The sequence below is a fragment of the Methylocystis sp. B8 genome, from assembly GCF_005771425.1.
GTDB lineage: Bacteria > Pseudomonadota > Alphaproteobacteria > Rhizobiales > Beijerinckiaceae > Methylocystis.
In genome coordinates, this window is record NZ_VBTZ01000002.1 from 260,501 (window position 1) to 281,979 (window position 21,479).

A 21,479-nucleotide genomic window follows, 5' to 3' on the forward strand; every position below is an offset into this window, starting at 1 on the left:
AAGCACATGTTAGGAATTGGCGACCGCCTGCCAAGTTTCACAGCGATCGGCGTGAAGCCGGGATTTAACGAGATCGAGGAGAACGGCGAGACCGCGTTCGAAACGGTGAGTGAGATGAGCTTTCCCGGCAAATGGAAAGTGATCTTTTTCTATCCGAAGGATTTCACCTTCGTTTGCCCGACGGAAATCGCCGGCTTCGCTCGCTTGTCGGATGATTTCGCCAAGCGCGACGCCGTCGTTCTCGGCGGTTCGACGGATAATGAATTCGTCAAGCTTGCTTGGCGACGCGATCACAGCGACCTGAGGAATTTACCGATCTGGCAGTTCGCCGATTCGAAAGGCGATCTCGTCGATGGCTTGGGAGTTAGGGCGCCCTCAGGCGTCGCCTATCGCGCCACCTTCGTCGTCGATCCCGACAACGTCATTCAACACGTGTATGCGACGAACCTCGACGTGGGCCGCGCGCCCGACGACACGCTGCGCGTGCTCGACGCCTTGCAGACCGGCGCCCTCTGCGCCTGCAACCGGCCGGTCGGCGGCGAAACGCTCACCCCCGCCGCGTGACTCGGATACGACGGCATGGCCCGCGCTAACGCAGCGAAGCGCGGAATGCCTCGCTATTCGACCGCTTCGGCTTTAACGAAGTTCCAGGACGCCGTATCGACGATCCTGCTTTCGCAGTCCTCGTTGGTCAGCCTCGCGCAGGTGCCTTCGACCGCCATAACGGTCCAAAAGTCGCTTTCTTCGTCCCAGGCCCCTTCGTAATTCACGAGAGTCGTGACTTTGTATACTCTGCCGGCCTCAAGCATATTGCAGTCCTTTGCGGAAAGATCTCTCTAAGGAGACACACGGCATTGGCTCAACGCGACGATCCTCATCGTCGCCACGAAGCGGGCAAAATTAGGGAAAGCTGAAGGCGACACATAGAACAGCAAGAGCGAGCTGGCTCCAATACTTAAGTTTACGGCGCGTTGACGCCGCAGCGGATGTAAAGAGGCGCCGATAATGGCAGATTCGGCGGATCGGCGCGCCAGGCCGCCTCGAGCTCCCGATCGATAAGCGCCAGCGGGTCGCTGTCATAACGCAGCCTGTATTTCTCGACCGCGGACCAGGTCTTGAGAAAGCTCATGAGATCGCTCTTCGATCGCGCGATCGGCGTATGAAACGGCGGGCTTTCGATCTCCTTGAATGGAAACGGCAGGGTTTCGTAGCGATTGAAATAAAGCGAAGAATTCTGGCCCCAAAAGGGGCCGAGAATATCCTCCTTGAGCTTACGCAGAATCAAATCGATCGGCTCGACCTCTGTCCGCGGCCAGTCATAGGTCCATGCCGCTATGATCCCATCGGGGCGCAAAGCGCGCCGCGCGTTTTCGTAAAATCTCGGCAGGTCGAACCAGTGGATCGAACAGGCGCAGGCGATGAGATCGACCTCTTTGCGCAGGCCGAGATCATCTTCCGCTCGCGCAATACGATAATCGACGTTCGCTTCCTTCGGCGCGAGCGCGAGCTGCCGCTCATCAAAATCAGTCGCGAGCACTTTTATGAAGTGGCGCGAAAGGCCGACGGCCGCCTGTCCGCTCCCTGACCCGCAATCCCAGGCGAGACGATTCTCTTTCGCGGCGCGCGCAAGCCAGGCGAACAGCGCGTCGGGATAATGCGGGCGAAAGGCGCGATAGTCGTCGGCGTTGTCGCCGAACACCATCATCTGGCGTGCGTCCATTCTGCAGCCCTCACTCCGTCTCGAACAGCCGACGCCCAAGACCTTTTCGCTGGAGCCACTGCGCCGTAACGCGATCATGCCATGGCGTGAGGCTGTCCGCCGCATGGAAGCCCATGTGCCCGCCGCCGGGGATCAAAACCGTCTCGATCACTGGCAGGCGTGACCAATCGACAGTCGTATAGCATTCCGCCGGAATCCAGGGGTCGTCGAGAGCCTGCAGGATCAGCGTTGGCAGCGTCGCGCCGGCGAGGAAGTTCTTGGCGGCGTTGGCTTCATAATAGTCATCGGCGCCGCGATAGCCGAAATGCGGCGCGACGAAACGATCGTCGAATTCATAGACGTTGCGGGCGCCAGCGATTGCCGCGCGCTCATCGGTGGTGAGTTCTGCGCCGGGCGCAAGCGCCTCGCGTTTCATCTGATCGAGCATGTAGCGATGATAGGCGAAGTTGCGCGGCGCCATCATACGGCCGCAGGTGGCGGCGAGATCGATCGGCGTCGACACCGCGACGGCGGCGCGCACGGGTAAGCCGTGGCCGCCCTCGCCGATAAATTTCAGCACGAGATTGCCGCCGAGCGAATTGCCGACGAGCACGATTCCGTGGCGCATGAGGTCGGCAGGCAAAGCGCGCAGCGCCGCGGCGAGATCCTCGGTCTTGCCGGCGTGGTAGCGGCCGCCTGAGGTCGGGCGCGATGGCTGAGAGCCTCGAAGATTAAGGCGCAGCACCGGCCAGCCCTGGCCGACGAGATAGCGCGCCGTCGCTATCCCGTGCCGGCTCGCCTCGGACCCTGCGAGCCCATGCGCCAGAACGATGAGCGGCGCGTTCGTATCCATGGCGGGCCGGTCGAGTCGCGCCGCGAGCCTGTCGCCATCCGGCATGGCGAGCAGCAGCCGCTCGCCGCCGAGAAGCTCCGGCGGTCCGCCACAGATGATGTTGCGCAGAGTCTGCAGATCGCCGCCGAACCACGGCGCCCGCTCACGAAATGGGGGAGGCGACGGCGAAGAGTTGGAAGGTTCCCCAGGCATGTCCCTGATCGTTCGCGTCTTCAATGAACAGCTTCCGCTCCGTACGATTCCAGTCTCGTGAATTCAGATTAACCTTCTACGCGAATAGCATTCCGACGAACAAAAAGGGATAATGCTATCGTCGGTATCAGCCTCATTTTGGGCACTCCCTCCTCGCTGCGTCCAGTTCGAACTCCTGCGCATAATATCAATTTTGATTTTGCGCTCAGGCTTTGGGTATAGGGGGATGACCTTCGAACACCGCAACGGGGTGTTTATGGGAGATTAGCATTTCCTTTCAAATATGTTGAAACAACTGTAACAAGAACTGGTACAAGGATAGAAGTTGTAAATAATTTTACCACAGTATCAAGATTTAGAGGCCATGAAGGAATGGACCTTATCCGCGAGTATACTTTTTCATAAAAGTCAAATCGTCTTTGCGTTGCCTCACACCACCTTAATATGTTGCTTACATATGTTCGGTTTGCTGTGAGGTCAAACCTTCTTATTAGAAGTCTTTTGGAGTCGCGCAGTTTACGATGCACCAAGTAAATAGGCGTCATGAAGCTGATTATTTGACAGATAGAATATAGAGCCAGCATCAAATAACTAACCAAGAGAGCTCTTGGCCCGTTGCTCTGGCCTATTATCACTATAAGAGGCGCAAAGAGCCAGCCGGTACAAAACATAATGGATGTTTGTAGCGCGAGCTTCCCGACAAAGGATAAGCCAAGAACGCCATCATATGAATAAATATTGCTCTTTAAGTCGCATTTTACCAGTAGGTGGGTTAGATATATCGCTTTGAACGAGTTACAGAATCCGAGTGATGTGTAATACCCAACCAATACGACGCCAAGCAATAAAATATAGAATAACCAGTCTTGGAAAGGATGATCGCTGACAATTAAGTTTTCTATAAACCCCATCGAAGCGAAGTATCCGACAACAACAAGCAGCATCCAAATAACTGTAAAATAAATGTTTACTCTTATTACGTAAGGTCCACCTAAAAAGGAGCGTCTTAGTCGTTCCATTCCGGGTGATGGATATTCCATCAAGAGCCTGGACTCCCGAGCAAAATTTGGCAGGATTTTGCTCTCATAATACCATACTTGTGGTGGTCCCGCGACGATCCAAGAACAAGCACCCAGGAGCGCCGCCGTCTCTTCTATTGAAAGCCGCCATGGATTCGATCTGACAAAGTATATAAATAGGAGAAGCGCTACCACCGGCAGGATGTGTATTAGACCTCCCAGAAACAATTTCGTACCGGGTGAGCCGGGTAGCGACTGTATTGTCTTTGTAACCCCCGACCAATGGTTACGAACGTGAATATTGAATCCTATCAGACGTAGAAATAAACGTATGAGAGATCCCATAAGAGCCTCATCGCTTAAGATATATATATTTTCGGATGGCTTTTTTTACTTGTTGAAAGAATAATCTGGGTAATTCCCGGTACTCAAGCTCACCCGCGAGAATGTCCATATAGCCTCTTTGCAACGTTGAAGCGTCCGAGAACGCCCAGTCGAATGTGCGCCGCAGGAATGTTGGAAAAATCAGCCACTTCCAATAATTGGCCATTTTAAGTGACGAGAAAATTGGAACGAGATGACGTAGATAAACGTCCAGCGCGATTTCAGGTTTGCCGGACTTCCGAGCTTCCAAAATGGCCTGAGCTGCGGCGTGACCACTCTGCATTGCATAAGCGATTCCTTCACCCGTTATGGGATCGACGAATCCTGCAGCATCTCCGCACAAAAGGTCGCGATCGCGACCCGGTCGTTGCCGAAAATCCCCAAACGGAATGAATTGGCCTTTCACGTGAAGGGACTCCGCCGATATGCCATGCTGACATAGGAATTGGTCCAAGGATCCCTTCATCGACGTATTGGAATCATGAATGCCGCCTACGCCAACTGTAAAGGTCTTTTGCTTGGGAAACACCCAGCCATATCCCCACCGTGTAATGCCGAAATCGATATCGACGGAGTTGTCGCGCTGCGGCAATGAGTTTCGTGGCACCTCAACCTCGAGACCAAATCCTATGGTGCGAGGATCAAATGAACGGCCAAAAAGATATTTTGCGCAAAGACTGTTGACTCCATCCGCACCAATAAGGTGCGCAAATTCGATCGTCGATCCATCTGAAAGCTGCAACCTGCGCCGCTCGAACTCGATCACCGAGACTGCGTTGCCGAGATACATTTTGCAGCCGACCGACTCGGCAAGCCCGAGGAGATAGGCGTCGAAATCAAAACGCATGGTAAAATAGAGCGTCGAATAATTGTGTAAGGAAGCAAGAGGTCGTCCATTAGAAATAAAATGTACATCTCTAGAACTTGTAAACAGATTTTCATCCCATTGACGATGGAATACTTGCTCAAAAATTCCCTTGCTGCGAAGCGTGATTAAGCCACCACATAATTTGTTCCGAGGGAACTTACTCTTGTCGATTAGGCAAACAGAAACGCCTGCGTTTGCAAGTGTAAACGCAGCAGCGCTTCCAGCCGGACCACCTCCAACCACAGCAACATCATAGGCGTAGGTGACCATCTGCTTCCGTTTCGGATTCAACCAGCGTTTCTGTCAAACACCAAGACAAAAACGGTACAGAGAGTCAATGGAAGTGCTGTGACCCTATTCCGTTCATCCCGCTAGGGGGTTGGAGCCTCAGAGTGAGATTGGCGCAATAGCGCCGCGTGGAGCCGGGTGGGGACTACGGCAGAGCAGATCGCACATTGAGGTGCGGTAAGTGGCATAGGTTTTCCCGCCGCTTGATCGCCGAGCGCCGAATGGTGATTGTTGCGGGAGACCCATCACGCGATGGCCGTTCGAGCCTTTTCCAAAACTCAATCATCGGTCCGCGGTTCGCCGGAGGCGCGCGCAGATTTGAGCTCACTGATTTCGCCAGGCCGCCATTCAGGCCGCGTCGATTCCGGTATGGCGTCCTCAAGAAACGTTCTTATGCTCTGATATTCAAAAATTTTTCTTTCCGCCACCCTTCGCGCTGCAAAAGCTAGCAGTAAGCACCAGTCCGGAAAATGAAGCCGTCGGTTATAGATATCAAAGCAATCCTCAATAATTTCAGCATTTTGGCAATCTATCTCTGTGTAGTTCATTCGAATGTGTAGCTGCTCAAGGTAATGTGATGCTTCGTGACTCAAAAGCGGGAACATTTCACGATCAGTAACCGATATCAGGCGAAGATTCACGAGTAGAACGTCAACTTTGCGGTCAGGCAGACACAAGTGATTCTGCGCATCCACACACATGCCGGCTTCCGAGTCATGAAAAACCTTATTAATTTCTTCCAGCTCTGTCTGGCTAAAATTCCCGCAAATCGGAGTCAAGCGCTGGTTGCCGCTGTCTATGCCGATGATCCAAAACTCTCTCTCCCTGTCTTCCAAAATAGTAGTCAGATTTAGATCAAAGACTTGTGTGAGGGCGTTCTCAAAAAGCCTATACACCCTTTCGCCGAAACTTCCCATGCGACTCTCCTTCAATAAAAGGAGCAGTTATTGACGAAGACCCTCGCGATTTCCGGATTAAGCCTGCACACGCCATCAGACCGGATTACGAAATCCGCCGGATCAAATACGTGGCCTTTTAAGAAATCTAGCACCTTGCGATCCACCAACGGCCGAGCGGCTCCATTAAATCGAAAACAAACGCAGCCGAACCACTATTGCCTTCATGCATGACGCCAATCGTCGGATCATAGCCTTCCGCGATGGCGTCAATCTGTAATTGCGATTGCAGCACGCTGTAGGCATAATTCAAAATTGAATTTACGGGGTGCGACGCGTTTCGATTGCCAGCCTTGTGAAATAACGATGTGCGCTGGCTGATTTCTTTCCACGCGTCTGGAATTGGTCGCCTGGAAATTCCCCGCCACTTGATCGGCATGCCTTTCCAGGCGCGGAAATAAGCCGCCGCCGCATTCGCCTCCAGGGCGCGTAATTCGACGACACTTTTCGGCTGTCGCGCGTCCAATTTCGTGAGCGTCGCATAGGCAATTTCCATTGCCCTATTCCAGGTGTCATTTTTTCTGACGGATTTTTCGAGCGTGGTTATTGAATTTTCGATTTTCTGTGTGATTTTCGAAATCGAAAATTCTATCCGCTTATTTTCATCGGCACGCATCTCGCGCTGCCATTGCACACGAAATGGGTTGGCGGAATATCCCGATTTCGACGCAACGCAAATGACATCGCCGCGCCAATCAATACGAATTAAATCGATCCGTTGTTCGGCAAGCCATGAGAGGACGTCAAAAGAAACCGTTCCGGATCCATCAAGGACAATAATTCGTTCGGGGATCGAAAGCTCGCCTTTGAAGAAGCGAATGACCTCCTGCTTTTGCGGGTAATGGGTGAAGCCGTTGCGGATCGTCAGCGTGCCATTTTCAACGCGCAATGTGACTCCATGGCCAGAGAGAATTAGAGGCTGCCGCGGCCTTTCGCGAGCGGCGCGCCGGGAGCCAGTCTTTTGCGCTCGCTTTGCCCAGAGATTACAGCGCTCGGCCCAGTCCAGATCGTCTTCTTCTAATTCGATGTCGGACGGCACGGGCTCAGCGCAGCGCAAACGCGATCTGGGCTGAATTGTTTTCCTTCTAGAGCTGCCCAAGGATAGCAATCCTCAAAATATTCAGACGCTTTCTTTTCCGAGTTTAGCAGCTTCAATCTTCCTGAGAAGGTCCCAGTAGGAATCGTGGCTAGCGAAGCCTCGACGTAAATTCCTGGCCGAGAGGGCGGACTGGAATTCGGGAGCTTGCTGCAATTTTTGGACCTGCTCAGAGGCTTTTAGGCACTCTGAGGCTTTTTTTCCGAGGTCCGCGATGGTTTCGCTGTCGACGATCGAATTCGAATAGCGCCTCAGCGCAGCGATCACGAGGACAAACAAAGCTTGGGTATTCGCTGTTGATTTCCGCGCGTGCAGCGCAGCTTGATGTAGACCGAAGGCTTTCTTCTCAAAAACCGGCGACGTCGCATCGTAAAAATCAATCAAGAAGCCCATCGCGGTACGCGCGTCGTCTCGCGCCCTTTTCAGCTCATCCTCGGGAAAGTTGCTGATCTCCACGAGAGTGTGTGTCTCGCCGACCGACGAAACTGCCGCCAACCAGTCCAAGAGCGCTGCGTCCAGCAACAGACGATTTCCGAAAACCTGGTCTGTATTCGATTGACCGATGCCAAATCCGGCCTCCAGAATGCTCGTGTCTTGATCATCGAGACGTGGGTTGAATTGCCCCGTTGCGCTGCTGAGCATAATTCCCAAGAAGGGCAATAGATTATCAGCTCCCAATCTCCTCTTAATTTTCGATAGCCGAGCGTCGCTCGATATCTCGACGATGTGTTCATCCAAAATAGTTGAGGGCAGATTCTGGGCCTCTCGTTCGGCATTTTGTTTGCGAACCCCCCCCTAACAACCGGTCACCAAACCTGGCGATAAGCTTGAGTCTGCGAAACCCGTGGCATTCGTCTACCTCGTAGCCCTGCCACCATAGACGCCACCCGACGTACGTGAATCTCCGCTTTTCTTCGACAAGCAATCTCTCAATCTCTAGCGCCTGTGCCGCCGTGCCCACCGGATGATGCGTTTGACTCCCCCTTATACCCTTGGGGTGATCCCAATCGGGAAGCGGCAAAAGCCCTGCTTCACGGCGGCGCTCCAATCGCCGCTCTAGCGCGGACCTCTTGATCGTGATGCCAGCCGCTTCGAACGCTTGCTGGATGTCTTCGATCGTCTCCCAACCATCAGTCATCGCCCGGATCAGCTCCCCGCAGAATGCCATTTTCCAGGAATCGCGCGCCTCATTTTCGCGCTCCCTCAAACGTTGGGAGCCGAATCATGGCGACGAAATCCAAGAGAAAACGAGACTTTCAGGCTGAGTATAAAGCCAGAATCGCGCGCGGGCTGGCAAACGGAAAAAGCCGGTCGCAAGCGCGCGGCCACGCAAGGGCGAGCGATCTGCCTGATCGCGAGACTGCCCAATTCGTCGACAGGCGCAGCAAGCTCGAAAAAGCCCTCCGGTTAATGAAGCAAGGCTTCTCTCAAAAGGACGCCGCCAAATCTGCCGGCATCTCGCCCGAGACGCTACGCCGCTATCAGAAGCAGAACACCAAGTCTCGCCGCGAGGGCGGGCGCTGGGTCATTGTCGACGACCGCCCGGTCACCGTGCTCATGGCGACGCGTGGCAAGTTGCGCGACGTCACAGTGAGCCGAGACGCGGCGAGCGACATTGGTCGGCACTGGGTGGCGATCAACAAGTTCCTGGACAGCAACGACCCTTCGCATCTCGCGCCCTTTGTCGGACTTGGCTTGCGCGATACGCGCGGCAAGCTCTGGCCCTTCGAAGCGCGGCCTAATGTGCTGCGCAAGCTCGATAGCGCGGGCGAGTTCTCCTTCGTCGATATCTACCGCCAGACGGCGCAGCAGTAAGGAGCGCCGCTATGGACATGTTCGAACGAATGAGGAGCCGCGCTCGCGCGCTGTGGCGCGCCGGTCGCAAGGGTCAAAAGCTTTCATCGCTGTGGCGCTTCGAAAACTGGGCCAACGAAGGAACGGAAGATCACCATATCGCACGGGCCAAATACGGCGACGGCCTTATCCCAGCGCCGATCGGCATGCATCAAGAGCTGACCCGTCGGCAGATGGAGGAGCATCCGCCTGAAGGTCCTGATCCCAGCAATCCGCTCGAACGTAAGGGCCGCCTCGCCCTCGGCCTAGCTGACATAGCCGAATGCGTCGCGGACGGCTTGCGCCAGATTGGGGAAAAGCTAATCGAGGAAGCAAGGACTGGCGCGCGTGATCTGGACGCAGGAGCGGATATAGACTCAGAATTCGCGACCGTTATGCGCCTTTTTAGCGGGCGGCTCATGGAAATCGAATTGAGCCGAACGCTCGACCTAAAGGAATGACATAGGATGCCCAAAATCATCGACCGGAATTCTGAGGAAGCATCGGTTCCGGTCGATCATCTTCTCATCCAGTTGCGCGCCTATATCGAACGCGCGCCCGAAAAAGCCAAGAAATCCCCAAAAGCAAAAGCCAAGGAGCGGCGGGACGCGGTCTTCGATCCCGACGCGCCGCGAACGCCGCCGAGCGATTGGGCTCTCATCTTCGACTGTGAGACCCGCACCACTCCAGATCAGCGCTTGCGGTTCGGTGCCTACCAGCTGCGTTACAAGGGTCAGCTCGGGGAACGCGGGGCGTTTTACGAGCCCAAGTCGCTTACGGCAGCCGAAACGGCGCTCTTGCAGGAATTCATTGCGAAGGAGGAGCCCGGTCCCGACGCCGAGCGCATTCGCCTGTTGACCCGCGCTGAATTTGTCGAGGAGGTTTTCTACAAATCAGGCTATCTCGTCGGCGCGCAGATTGTCGGCTTCAATTTGCCTTTCGATCTCTCCCGCCTGGCGATCCGATACGCTTCCGCCCGGCGAAGCATGCGCGGCGGCTTCAGCCTCACCCTCTGCGAAACACCAGGACGGCCTGCGATTGCCGTGAAGCACCTCTCACAGCGGGCGGCGATGATTCGCTTCACCGGCTTGAGGAAAGACGACGAAACCGAAGAGGATGACATCGATCCCGACGCGCCGCACGAGAGCGAGGAAAAGGCGGATCCCGATCGTGGGTATTTCGTTGACGTGAAGACGCTCGCGGGGGCGCTGCTCAGCGGCTCCCATTCACTTGCCTCCCTATCCGAACTGCTGAGCATAGAGACGCGCAAGGTCGAATCGGAGGAGCATGGCGGCCCATTGACGAAAGAATATATCCGCTATGGTCTCAATGACGTGCAAACCACCTGGGAATGTTTCGAGAAGCTAACGGAGCGGTTCGAAAGCTTTGAACTGAATGAAACTGGCGCATATGACCTCTATAGCGAGGCCAGCCTTGGCAAGGCCTATTTAAAGACAATGGGGGTGACGCCCTGGCGCAAGCTGCAGCCGGAGTTCCCGCCGCAGCTCATCGGGCAAATTCTCAGTGGCTATTACGGTGGGCGCGCCGAGGTTCATATTCGTCGCCAGATCGTCCCCGTCATTCATTGCGACTTTCTGTCAATGTATCCCACCGTCTGCACGCTAACGGGGCTGTGGGATTTCGTTTGCGCAAAGGGGGTCAAACATCTCGACGACACGCAGGCGGCCCGCGAGTTTGTTGATCGACCCGCGTCGGAGCTGATCGAAAATCTTCAGCAAAAGGACGCCTGGTCGTCTCTCGCTGCGCTCGTGCAGGTTGAACCCAAGGACGATGTCTTTCCCGTCCGCGCCAAATATGATTCGCTTGTCGACGGCGTCGCGCCTCCAGCGACGATCGGCCTCAACTATCTGTCGAGCAAGGAACCCATATGGTTCACATTGGCGGACGTGCTCGTCTCCAAAATATTGACTGGCCGAACGCCGAAAATTCTCAGTGCCGTCCGCTTCGAGCCGATGGAAAAACAGGACGGCCTTGAGCCCATCACTGTCGCGGGCGAAACGATCGACCCTACGAAAGACGACTTTTATCGACGCCTGATCATTCATCGCAACGCTCTCAAGGCCAAAGCTGACGCCGTAGCCAGCGAGGCTGAGAAGCCGCCCCTCGAGAGCGACCAGCAAGGCGTCAAGATTCTCGCCAATGCGACGAGCTATGGGATCTTCGCCGAGTTGAACGTGGAGGATTATCGCACAGCCAAACCTATGATTGCCTATGGCGCAAAGTCGCAGGCATTCAAATTCAAATCGAAGAAATTCGAAAAGCCGGGTCGATATTTTCACCCACTGCTCGGGGCGCTGATCACCGGAGCCGCCCGGCTGATGTTGGCGCTCGCCGAAAAACAGGTCATCGAACAAGGACTGGATTGGGCTTTTTGCGATACCGACAGCATCGCCATCGCCAACGCCGCAAATCTCCCGCTCGAAGAGTTCAAAGCGAAGGCACTAAAGGTCCATGATTGGTTCAGGGATTTGAACCCCTATGGCGAGGATAAATCGATCCTGCAGCTCGAGAAGGTGAACTTCCCCAAGGGAAGAAACGGCGACCTCGAAGCCCTCGATCCGCCCTTCTGCCTGGCGATTTCGGCTAAGCGTTATGTCCTGTTCAACCGACACGACGGAGCACCGGTCATCCGCAAAGCGTCTGGGCATGGCCTTGGTCATCTGCTTGCGCCCTATGACGAACCCGCCAAGGAGCGCCGCTTGCGCATCAAGCGCATTGGGGTGCCGCTCTGGCAGGAAGACATCTGGAAAGAGATCATCCGCGCCGCGGATAGCGACGCACCGGACCAGACCCGATTCATGGATATGGCCGGTTTCGAGGTCCTGGCGGCGAGTCCGTATGCGGCCACAACGCCGGAGCTTTTACGCTGGTTCGACGGCTACAACGACCGTCACAAGGACGGCGAAAAGGTCTTTCCCTTTGGCTTCTTGCTGTCGCTTCAGTCGAAGTCGCGAATAGAAATGGCGAAAGACGAGCCAGAAGCGCTTTCTGACGACCTTTGGCAAAGACGTGAGCCGCGCCCCGCCGCGCCCTTTTTCAAACATGCAATCGACGCCAAGAATCACGCCTTCGATCGCGAGCGCAATGAGCCAATCCCGTCGTCCTGGCTCAAATCCCATGGCCGCAGCCTCGTCCGCTACCACCTTCATCAGGAATCAAAATTCTGGGGTGGCGAATATGATCAGCGCGGACCGTTGCGCCGCCGTCATGTCCACGCCTTGTCCCTGCAGCCGATCGGCAAGGAGTCCGACAATCTCGAAGAGAATGAACTCATCGGTGAAGACGCGGGGCCAATTGAGCATCCAATGGAGTCGAGCGGCCAGAGGAAGCTAGCGGCATTCGTCTTGGAGACGCTCAAGCAATTCGAGATCAGCGATCGGGACCTGATCGGCAGGGCGAACGTTTCACACCATACGCTCGCATCCTTGCGCGGCCGCAAGGGCATCTCGGATGACTCCCTTCAGCGACTTGTGCGCGCCGCGGAGGAGTTGCGGCAAGAGGTAGAGTCGGTTGCTTCAGAAAATGAGCGATGGCTTGAAAAACTGAGAGAGATTTGTGACCAGGTGGGCGGGCGGAATAAATCGGCGAAATTGCTTAGCGTCAGCGGGCCGTATCTTGGGCGGGTGATGAGCGGGAAAAAGCCGATGACTGTGGAGATGGTTGAGAGGCTCAAGGAATTTAAGATTTAGTTGGAACATCCGCGCATGGACGCGGCGTAGTAGGATCCGGACCGGCTATCGGGTCCGAGCTGGCCGCCACGGGGGCATTGTCTCGCAAAACGGATATTGGAAACGATTGCCGTAAGACCGGATTTGACCCTGAGCGGACCTGCGCCCAAACTACGCGCCACATGGCGAGATCGCGCTGGAGACCTTCGAGTTGTAGGCGAACCCGAACAACGATGCGCGTTGCGTGAGTGATCAGCATCAATCGCCGTTAAGATCGCAGATGCTGCTCACCGTCGACCCTAGGGCAAATCGCAGTGCACGCCTCTGCTTTTCTGCGAAGGAAAACGAGCGATCCGCGAACCCTGACACCTTCCCCACCAGCAAGGCCCGGCCGCGCAGTTCCGTCGAGTCGGACATTCAAGATCCAGATAGCGGACCGTTCTAAGTTGCAACCAGCCAACGTCGAAGCTTGGCGCGAATCCAGCTAAGATGATGGGAGTGGCCTGATACCTGACTCAGAAAGCCTTCGCAAAAGGTCACTTCGTATGTGATCAATGATAAGCGTACTCATTTCGCAATAGAAATACTTGTTGGCAAACGACTTATTCTTGTCAGACCTGAAATTTGTACATCCAGACCTGCACACATCGAAATAGTCACATTCGAGGCACTCTTTCGCGAACATTAAAGTGCTATTCTTGCAAACTTTGCAGAGAGTAGGATGAACCTTAATGGTTTCGAGCCGATGCGTCTGCAGAGTTCCCAGCGGCTCCGGAAATGTTGATAGCAGGTCATCACAAGGGTAGATTGATCCATCTGGCAGAACGGTAATTATGTACGAACAGTCGTCACTAAAAATGCACGTGTCGGGTGCTGCACCGAGCAACAGTTGGGTGTAATCACGTAGGCGACGGACACAAATTTCGCTGTTCGCCTCGTCCATCCATTCGTCGTAAACGTCGATAAAGAACTGGGCAAACTCCCTCTGCGAGGGCATACTAGCGAGATCAATTGTGGTATGCTGCAAGCTTGCATGGGGTAGCAGGAAATCCATCCACACAGTGTCCATGGAACGAAAATAGCGGTAAATTTCAGCTCCGCGACGCATAGCGGCTGGTCCGAGAACGCAGAGTATCTGCAGCGGGTGTCCCTCTGACCGTAGCGCTTCGATACCCTGGATTACCTTAGCTGACGTCGGATGACCGGCATGGTCGACTCTCAGTGCGTCGTTGACCTCTGGTGGGCCATCCAGGCTAATAGAAGTTACTATCCCTAAGTCCTTGAGTAGTCGGGCGTAATGTCGAGTGAGTCTGACTCCGTTCGTTTGGAGTAGATGCGTAACCTTCGTGCTTGGCAGGTACTTCTGTTGAAATTCATATACGCTTTCGTAGAAGCTGGGTGGTTGTAACAGAGGCTCCCCGCCATGCCAATAAAACGTGAATCGTGACAGTTCTTGTGATTGAACATATTCAGATATTCTCGAGAAAAGAGATTCAAGCACATCAATATCCATTAAGATCAGCTTCTTAGACCCGAAGCCGTAATGGTCAACATAGCAATATTTGCAAGCGATATTACACCCTTGCGTGACCTTAACGATGGCATGCGTAATAGCCATGCTCGGTCCTCCTAGTTCAATACTTTGGTCGCTGACAGCCCGTTCAAAATCAAAAAAGCACGTTGTCGCAAAACAGTTCCGATCTGTGTCACTTTGGCAAAGCGGCACAGATCGGTGCATGAATTATCGAGGGTCAGTGCTGCTTATTTTTGTTTTGTTTCCAACCCGGGAACGTCAACCATGGTCGGAAGCTCTCTCTGAAGGGCCCCTCGACTCCACCCCCCTTGGATATGGTCTCCCCCACGACTCCATCCACCTTGAATATGATCGCTGGCTTTTAGGTCAGCAAAGCCCACGTCAGAGGCGCGCGCCACCGATACTAAGTCTTGAAGAAGCGAGTTGTTTATCTGGCGGATGTCGTCGATTGCCAAGTCACCAAATTCAATCTTTTTTGCCATGATTTTCACTCCTGAGCTGGAGTTAACGTTCAGGATGCTGCTATTGACCGGTCGACATGTCAAGAGCCGATGACGACACGACGAACGCGGCGTTTTGGCTCGGTACGGCCACATTCTCCTTGTGGTTCGTCCCTCAAGCTCGCGACCTTGAAGCGCTTCGTGCCATTCGGGTCACGCCGCCTTCGGCAAGGGCGCTTTGGCGTCCGCTTCTGGCGCGAAGCAGCCATCGAAGCGACGGCTGCTCATGACCCGTTCCGGACGTAGACTAGTTGCGCGTTGAGAGGTGCGAAACCGAGTAGCCAGCGCGTACGCTGAGGCAAAGACACTAAACAAATCGACTCCACTGGATATCCGGAGACCAGATCGACGCCGGCTAGCGTAAGGCGAGGAATATAGTAGATTGACTTCTCCCTTGGAGGGCTGACCTTTATGAAGAATTTGGTCGCTAGATGAATTTCTTTGCGGTTCGAGGTAGCCGTGAGCTTAGCGAAGAAGAATTTAAGGCTCACTTGGCGCTGACGGTTAGGCTGGAGAACGTAGGGGCTTTTCTTGGTGCAGGAGCCTCCGTCTCGGCCGGTGGAAAGACCCTCGCCGAAGTTTGGGCCGATTTTCTCAACGTCTACCCCGAAACCATAGCTTGGCTGGTAGAACACAAATTCATAAAAAAAAACCAAGCCTGCGCAGAGGCGGTTGTAAACCTTGAACAGGTAATGGATGCGCTCGATCTGGCGTCGATCGAATGGAGCCGGGCCGAGCGCGACGGCATAGCCGACCTCGACATACATCGATCCAACCTGCGGCGTGTCATCGTGAAGGCAGCTCTACTCCAGCCAGACCTTTGGGAGCGCCCGGACACGGCCCCGGACAACGAGGCCATCGGGGATCATGTGCGCCTACTATCCCGGCTCGTATCGAACAGACAGCCCGGCCAAGCGGCTCCGTGGGTTTACACGGTCAATTATGACCTTGCGATCGAATGGGCGGCAGAGGCCTTGGGCCTCCATCTGGTAAATGGCTTCACCGGCCTGCATTCGCGGGCATTTTCGCCTGCGTCATTCGACCTGGGTCTACGTAACACGCAGGCGCGTGGTGAAGCGCGCTTCGGCACCTACAATGTCTACCTGGGCAAGGCGCATGGGTCCCTTTCATGGATCGAGTCGGAGGACGGCTCTGTTGTTGAACTCCCTTCTCGAGCACAATGGGCGGACTTTAAGAAGTTCATCAACGCAGAAGCCGGAGTTACCTGCCCCGGCCTGTTGATCTTCCCTGGGGCAGCCAAGTTCGTGCAGACGGCGGGATTCATTTACGGCGAGATAGTCCGCCGGCTTACCGAATTCATGTCGCGCCCAAACACCTGCCTGATCATTAGCGGGTACGCATTCAACGACGATCATATCAATCGGGTTATCCTTTCGGCGCTTCAAAATCCGACCCTTCAGATCGTGATCTATCTTCCGGAGCTTGATCGCTTCGAAATGTTTCCGACAATTCCGAGGCCCCAGAAGACGCTAACACCCAATTTGATGTTGGCGCGACTAATTAAGCGCCAACTACCGCAGGTGACTGTTTGCGGCTTCGGTGCTCGCGCCTTTTTTAGCCAGATGACTAAAGATCTTCCAGAGCCGGCATTACTTGACGACGCGGCTCAACGCGCGCGGGATCTTGAACGTCTCCTCCGAGGCCCCGCTAACCAAACGGTGGCTGTACCCACGGGCACGATAACACAGGCCAGCGAGGCTCCCCTCGAGGATGGGGCGGAGGCATGATTCGTCGGCAACCCATCGGCTATGTGGTGGAGATCGACGGGTCCAATCTGCTCGTCAATCTGCGTGAAAATGCCCGCGGGCACATCGCGGGACATCCGGACGGCGTTTCCACCGTAGGGCAACCTGGCGACTTAGTGGGGGTGCAAGGTGGTCCCGACATTATCGTGTTGCGCATTTTGTCCATCGCGTTTGCAGAGCCGAAGTCGATTCTGACGGACGCGTCGGTCACGGGGCGGATTGCGGAACCTCTGAGGCAACTGCGCGGATGCGTGATTGGCTTTCTTAGGCGCGACCGCGCGAATCTCACGTTTACAGCGCAAGACTGGCACCTTCCAGTCCTAGGAGCCGCAGTATTCCCGCTTTCGGACGAGGAGATGCTCGCGACCATCGGCGATCAGGGCCCTGCCAACGAGCGCGTTCAGCTTGGGAGTGACGCACGCAATCCCCTCGTCGCGGTGCAGGCCAATGTCAATGACCTGCTAACCCGGCATTTCGCTATCCTCGGAGCGACAGGGCAAGGTAAGACCCACTTCCTAGCGGCAATCCTTCAGCGACTAGTCAAGGCACCGCACGCGCGAATTGTTGTGTTCGATGTCAATGGCGAGTACGCCCCCGCCTTCAGCATTCCTGGCGTGCGTCTGAAGTGGACGCGTCTTGGACCCGCGTCAGCCGACGAACAGAGGGCTGGGTTGGAATCGCTAAAAATTCCGTACTATGCCCTCGGTCGACATGGTCTTTCGCGCCTTCTTCTTCCAAGCGAGAAAACTCAGATGCCATCGCTACGCTTCGCGGTTGAGCACATGAGGTTTATCGAAGCGGATGCGGGAGGGGCACGTGTTGCTGGCCATTCCGACAATGTCTTCTTCGACGACTGTCGTCAGGGAGATGCCGAGATCGCCTATCGGCAGATGGAGCTGATCAGGACCAAGCAGGCAAGGTTGGCCGACCGCTGGCCCCATATGCGAGGATTGGCGTGCTTGGCTGCGGACTGGTACTCGATCGTCTCGGAAACTCGGGGTGGGAATACTACTTACCGCCGTAACGCCTTCAGCTACGGCCATATCCACTCGCTGGTGAACCGAATCAGAGGGTTGATTGAGGATGCAAACTTCTGCTCCGTGGTCGACGTCAACGGCGGTGAGCCCTTGGGCGGTAGTCTCTCCATGAAACGCGAGTCGCTGGAGCTGACCGAAAGGATATTCGGCCCTGTAGCGCATGGACCGAACGATTGGCACGTGCACGTCATCGACCTCAGTCGTCTAGCACAAGACTTGATGCCCTTCGTGCTCGGCTCACTGTTGGAGCTCTATGCTGCCGTTCTCTTCCGACGTGGACCAGGAGCCACCCACCCGACGCTGTTAGCGCTCGAAGAGGCGCACCATTACCTACGCCAGCTGCCTGGCGACGCCGAGATAGGCCAACACGCGCTTGCGTATGAAAGACTAGCGAAGGAGGGGCGGAAGTTCGGCGTATCCATGATGATTAGCACTCAGCGCCCTTCGGAGGTTTCCCCGACCGTCTTGGCGCAATGCGGAACCTGGGCGGTGTTCAGGCTTAGTAATGACAGTGATCAGCGGGCGGTATCTGCCGCGGCCGAGAGCGTCGCCTCGAACGTCGCTCGCCAGATCAGTGGCCTCGCTCGCGGGGAAGCGGTCATCTTCGGTGCGGCCATGCCGATCGCCACCCGCGTCAACGTAGTGCCAGCGAACCCTGTTCCGAAATCGTCTGATCCGCTGTTCGTCACAAAGTGGGGATACGGCGCGAAGGGACCAGCCGGCACCGTGGATCGGAGATTCGAAGGAGCAGTCGAAGCCATTTCGGAGTGATTCAAAGGCGTTGGTTGGAGTAAATTAGCCCCTCGCCGCCACTCCAGTGCAAAATCTGACACGAAGCGGCAATTCTTAAGGGCGAAATCTTGAATGAAATACCCTGTCGATGATGCGAGATATCGCGCTAGGAATGCAGCGCACCTTCTCACGATCATCATCGATACCGATCGAGGCGCGACAATGCCATTTGACCCATCAATGTTTGATCAAATCGTTGCCGATCTTCGCGTCCTCGAGATTGATGAGATCAAACAAAGATTGCGACCCTTGATGATCGGGTACGAAATTAAGTCGCCTAAATTCAATGCGGGCGCGTTTCTTTATCGGGCGCGAATGTTGGATTCCAAATTTAGCAAATCCGCCGGTGTCACGCATAAGGACCTTATATACCCGCCCAAGCACTTAGCGAAACTCGGCCGGCTGAACCGCGCGGGAGACTCTGTTTTTTATGCGTCAATGCACAAGGAATCCGTTTTCTTCGAGCTTCCTAACTTAAAGACGGGTGACGAGCTGATCTTAACCTTTTGGAAGACGACCGAGCAAATGTTCGTCAACAACATTGGTTATACGGAATTCGCCTTTAAGAGGCTCGGCGCAAAGCGTCCTGTTCCCACATGGAGGCCGCCAAAAGCTCCGGAAGACACAGGAACGTCGGTGAGTTTGCCGACATTGCCGCAAGACGTTGTGAATGTCGCCCTATCCAAGGACGAGAATCGTGAGATCAAGGAAGCGTTCAGCGAACACTTCATGCACAGTGTCACTTGTGACGAATCCTTTCGCTACAAACTTACCGTGGCTATCGGTGAAATGCACTTGGGCTACATTACCGATCAAAACGTGCAGTTCGCCGGCATCCTCTATCCGTCAGTTCGCATGTGGGCCAATGGTGACAATATTGCCTTGCTTCCTTGGTTTGTCGATAATCACCTTGAATTTCGCAAGGCCGTCCACGTTCGGATCAAAGGCCGGACTGAAAGGACTATAGATATCGATTATCTAGATGCCGCACATGAATTTGACGACGCGGGAAGATTGAAGTGGCTCGGCCGCATTCGAGCTTGGACGCTGAAACCGCAGCAGGCAGCAAGGTTTTTGGGTGTTGCTGGTCAGGACGACGACGGGGATTACACCGTAGGCGAAGATGGTCAGCCTGCGCATTGGACGGCGGTGGACGCGACCACGGAACAACCAATTTATCCGGAATAGTATTTAGGGTCGTATAGAATCCTAGGGGCGAAATTGGTCCAGTCCCGTCTGGCGCTTCTCCGACATTCCCTGCTGTCGGCAGTTCGTTCGCAGACCGGTGAAAAGCAGACGCGCCTACTCCGCTGCAAACCCGCCCATCAAAAAGCTACGCCTCTTATTGCATCCCCCAAAATGTAATTTGTTTCGCCGGACAAGCGTGTGCCGAGAGGCTGACTCAAACTGACGATCGAAAACGACGGGGGGTGCCTAAAGTGTGGCTGATGTCAGTGATAGCTATATCCCCCCGACGAACAAAAAAAGAACTTGGCAAAAAGAACAAATCGTGCACACTGGAGTTCAGGGTCAAGCGCGCCGTCCCCCCTTCTCGCCTTGGCGCGCTTGGCCCTGCGCCCCTCGCAGCCGCCGTTGCCTGCGCCTAGCTAACCATGTCAGAAGGAATTTTCAGCCGTGAGCCAAGCCAACCTCCGCCTCGTGGAAGGGACTTCCGTGGACAAGACCAAGGCGCTCGACGCCGCGCTTTCCCAGATCGAGCGCGCGTTTGGCAAGGGCTCGATCATGCGGCTCGGCAAGAACCAGAAAGCCGTCGAGATCGAGACGATCTCCACAGGCTCGCTCGGGCTCGACATCGCCCTTGGCGTCGGCGGCCTGCCGCGCGGCCGGGTGGTTGAAATCTACGGGCCGGAATCGTCCGGCAAGACCACCCTGACGCTGCATGTCATCGCCGAGGCGCAGAAAGCCGGCGGCGTCTGCGCCTTCGTCGACGCCGAACATGCGCTCGATCCGGTCTACGCCCGCAAGCTCGGCGTCAATCTCGATGAATTGCTGATCTCTCAGCCCGACACCGGCGAGCAGGCGCTCGAAATCACCGACACGCTGGTGCGCTCCGGCGCCGTCGACGTGCTCGTCGTCGATTCGGTCGCGGCGCTGACGCCGCGCGCCGAGATCGAAGGCGAAATGGGCGAGGTGCAGCCGGGCCTGCAGGCGCGGCTGATGAGCCAGGCGCTGCGCAAGCTCACCGCCTCGATCGCGCGCTCCAACACGCTCGTCATCTTCATCAATCAGATCCGCATGAAGATTGGCGTGATGTACGGTTCGCCCGAGACGACGACCGGCGGCAATGCGCTGAAATTCTACGCCTCGGTGCGGCTCGACATCCGCCGCATCGGCGCGATCAAGGAGCGCGACGAGACGATCGGCAACCAGACCCGCGTCAAAGTGGTCAAGAACAAGGTCGCGCCGCCGTTCAAACAGGTCGAATTCGACATCATGTATGGCGAGGGCGTCTCAAAGATGGGCGAATTGATCGATCTTGGCGTCAAGGCCGGCGTCGTCGAGAAGTCCGGCGCCTGGTTCTCCTATGACAGCCAGAGGCTCGGCCAGGGCCGCGAGAACGCCAAGACATATTTGAAGCAGCATCCAGAGGCGGCTCAGCGCATCGAGCAGGCGATCCGCGAAAACGCCGGACTGATCGCCGAGCGCATTCTCGAGGCGGCGCAGGATGACGAGGAATAATCTCTGCCCAGTTGCCCACGGGGACGCTGACCATAAACCTTAGCGCGCTTGGCGACAGAAGGCGGGAAGGCGCCATTCGGGCGCGCCTCCCGCCATTGCCGTTTATCCCTGAAACTGTCATATCGCCCAGGACGAAGCGCCGCCTGCCGCAGCCTTCGCCGCAACCTCGGAGCGTCGCCAGTTTCATTGAAACGAAAAGCCGCTCCAGGTTATTGTTTTAAACGCGTCTCCCGCGTCAGTGCGCCGCCGCTTTGGCGAAAAGGGACGCATCTA

At 55.6% G+C, this 21,479-nt stretch carries 16 protein-coding genes; 8 read left to right on the top strand and 8 right to left on the bottom strand.

The annotated features are described in order from the left end of the window. Window positions 1-6: 6 nt before the first annotated feature. Complete coding sequence (locus FEV16_RS06110; RefSeq protein ID WP_138166749.1) at window positions 7-564, top strand: peroxiredoxin; 558 nt, start codon at window positions 7-9, stop codon at window positions 562-564. 53 nt (window positions 565-617) lie between these two features. On the opposite strand, the gene FEV16_RS06115 is transcribed toward FEV16_RS06110, so the two are convergent. The 7 genes from FEV16_RS06115 to FEV16_RS06145 form a co-directional block, all read right to left on the bottom strand. Continuing rightward, window positions 618-809 (bottom strand): hypothetical protein, encoded by a 192-nt coding sequence (locus FEV16_RS06115; RefSeq protein ID WP_138166750.1) that lies wholly within the window; start codon window positions 807-809, stop codon window positions 618-620. A gap of 152 nt (window positions 810-961) precedes the next feature. After that, the gene (locus FEV16_RS06120) at window positions 962-1,720 is read right to left on the bottom strand and encodes a class I SAM-dependent methyltransferase (RefSeq protein WP_138166751.1); all 759 of its coding nucleotides are present in this window, start codon (window positions 1,718-1,720) and stop codon (window positions 962-964) included. A gap of 10 nt (window positions 1,721-1,730) precedes the next feature. Then, complete coding sequence (locus tag FEV16_RS06125) at window positions 1,731-2,744, bottom strand: alpha/beta fold hydrolase (protein WP_138166752.1); 1,014 nt, start codon at window positions 2,742-2,744, stop codon at window positions 1,731-1,733. 1,371 nt (window positions 2,745-4,115) lie between these two features. Beyond that, the gene (locus FEV16_RS06130; RefSeq protein ID WP_138166753.1) at window positions 4,116-5,285 is read right to left on the bottom strand and encodes a geranylgeranyl reductase family protein; all 1,170 of its coding nucleotides are present in this window, start codon (window positions 5,283-5,285) and stop codon (window positions 4,116-4,118) included. Window positions 5,286-5,581: 296 nt separating this feature from the next. Continuing rightward, window positions 5,582-6,220, bottom strand: a complete 639-nt coding sequence (locus tag FEV16_RS06135) for a hypothetical protein (protein ID WP_138166754.1) — start codon at window positions 6,218-6,220, stop codon at window positions 5,582-5,584. Window positions 6,221-6,347: 127 nt separating this feature from the next. After that, entirely contained in the window at window positions 6,348-7,298 is a 951-nt protein-coding gene (gene cas1 / locus FEV16_RS06140; RefSeq protein WP_171015143.1) for a CRISPR-associated endonuclease Cas1, read from the bottom strand. An 81-nt stretch (window positions 7,299-7,379) separates the two neighbouring features. Beyond that, window positions 7,380-7,997, bottom strand: a complete 618-nt coding sequence (locus FEV16_RS06145; RefSeq protein WP_138166756.1) for a hypothetical protein — start codon at window positions 7,995-7,997, stop codon at window positions 7,380-7,382. Window positions 7,998-8,579: 582 nt separating this feature from the next. Between FEV16_RS06145 and FEV16_RS06150 the strand changes: the two genes are divergently transcribed. From FEV16_RS06150 to FEV16_RS06160, 3 genes are read left to right on the top strand one after another with little or no spacing between them, the layout of a single operon-like run. Continuing rightward, entirely contained in the window at window positions 8,580-9,170 is a 591-nt protein-coding gene (locus tag FEV16_RS06150; RefSeq protein ID WP_348639969.1) for a helix-turn-helix transcriptional regulator, read from the top strand. Between the two features lie 11 nt (window positions 9,171-9,181). Further along, the gene (locus FEV16_RS06155; RefSeq protein WP_138166758.1) at window positions 9,182-9,649 is read left to right on the top strand and encodes a hypothetical protein; all 468 of its coding nucleotides are present in this window, start codon (window positions 9,182-9,184) and stop codon (window positions 9,647-9,649) included. Window positions 9,650-9,655: 6 nt separating this feature from the next. Beyond that, window positions 9,656-12,898 carry a hypothetical protein gene (locus tag FEV16_RS06160; protein WP_138166759.1) on the top strand — a complete coding sequence of 1,081 codons (3,243 nt, stop codon included), beginning with the start codon at window positions 9,656-9,658 and terminating at the stop codon, window positions 12,896-12,898. Between the two features lie 1,740 nt (window positions 12,899-14,638). Here FEV16_RS06160 and FEV16_RS06170 read toward each other — a convergent pair. Next, window positions 14,639-14,893, bottom strand: coding sequence for a hypothetical protein (locus FEV16_RS06170; RefSeq protein WP_138166761.1), 255 nt, complete (start codon window positions 14,891-14,893; stop codon window positions 14,639-14,641). A gap of 449 nt (window positions 14,894-15,342) precedes the next feature. Between FEV16_RS06170 and FEV16_RS06175 the strand changes: the two genes are divergently transcribed. From FEV16_RS06175 to recA, 4 genes are all read left to right on the top strand, one after another. Continuing rightward, entirely contained in the window at window positions 15,343-16,659 is a 1,317-nt protein-coding gene (locus FEV16_RS06175) for an SIR2 family anti-phage-associated protein (protein WP_138166762.1), read from the top strand. Next, window positions 16,656-18,485: an ATP-binding protein gene (locus FEV16_RS06180; RefSeq protein WP_138166763.1), complete on the top strand. Its 1,830-nt coding sequence runs from the start codon at window positions 16,656-16,658 to the stop codon at window positions 18,483-18,485. The genes FEV16_RS06175 and FEV16_RS06180 overlap by 4 nt, the downstream gene beginning before the upstream one ends. Window positions 18,486-18,578: 93 nt before the next feature. Then, window positions 18,579-19,694, top strand: coding sequence for an RES domain-containing protein (locus FEV16_RS06185; protein ID WP_138166764.1), 1,116 nt, complete (start codon window positions 18,579-18,581; stop codon window positions 19,692-19,694). A 447-nt stretch (window positions 19,695-20,141) separates the two neighbouring features. Continuing rightward, a complete protein-coding gene (recA, locus tag FEV16_RS06190; RefSeq protein ID WP_138166765.1) occupies window positions 20,142-21,206 on the top strand; it encodes a recombinase RecA in 1,065 nt (354 codons plus the stop codon). Window positions 21,207-21,479 lie beyond the last annotated feature (273 nt).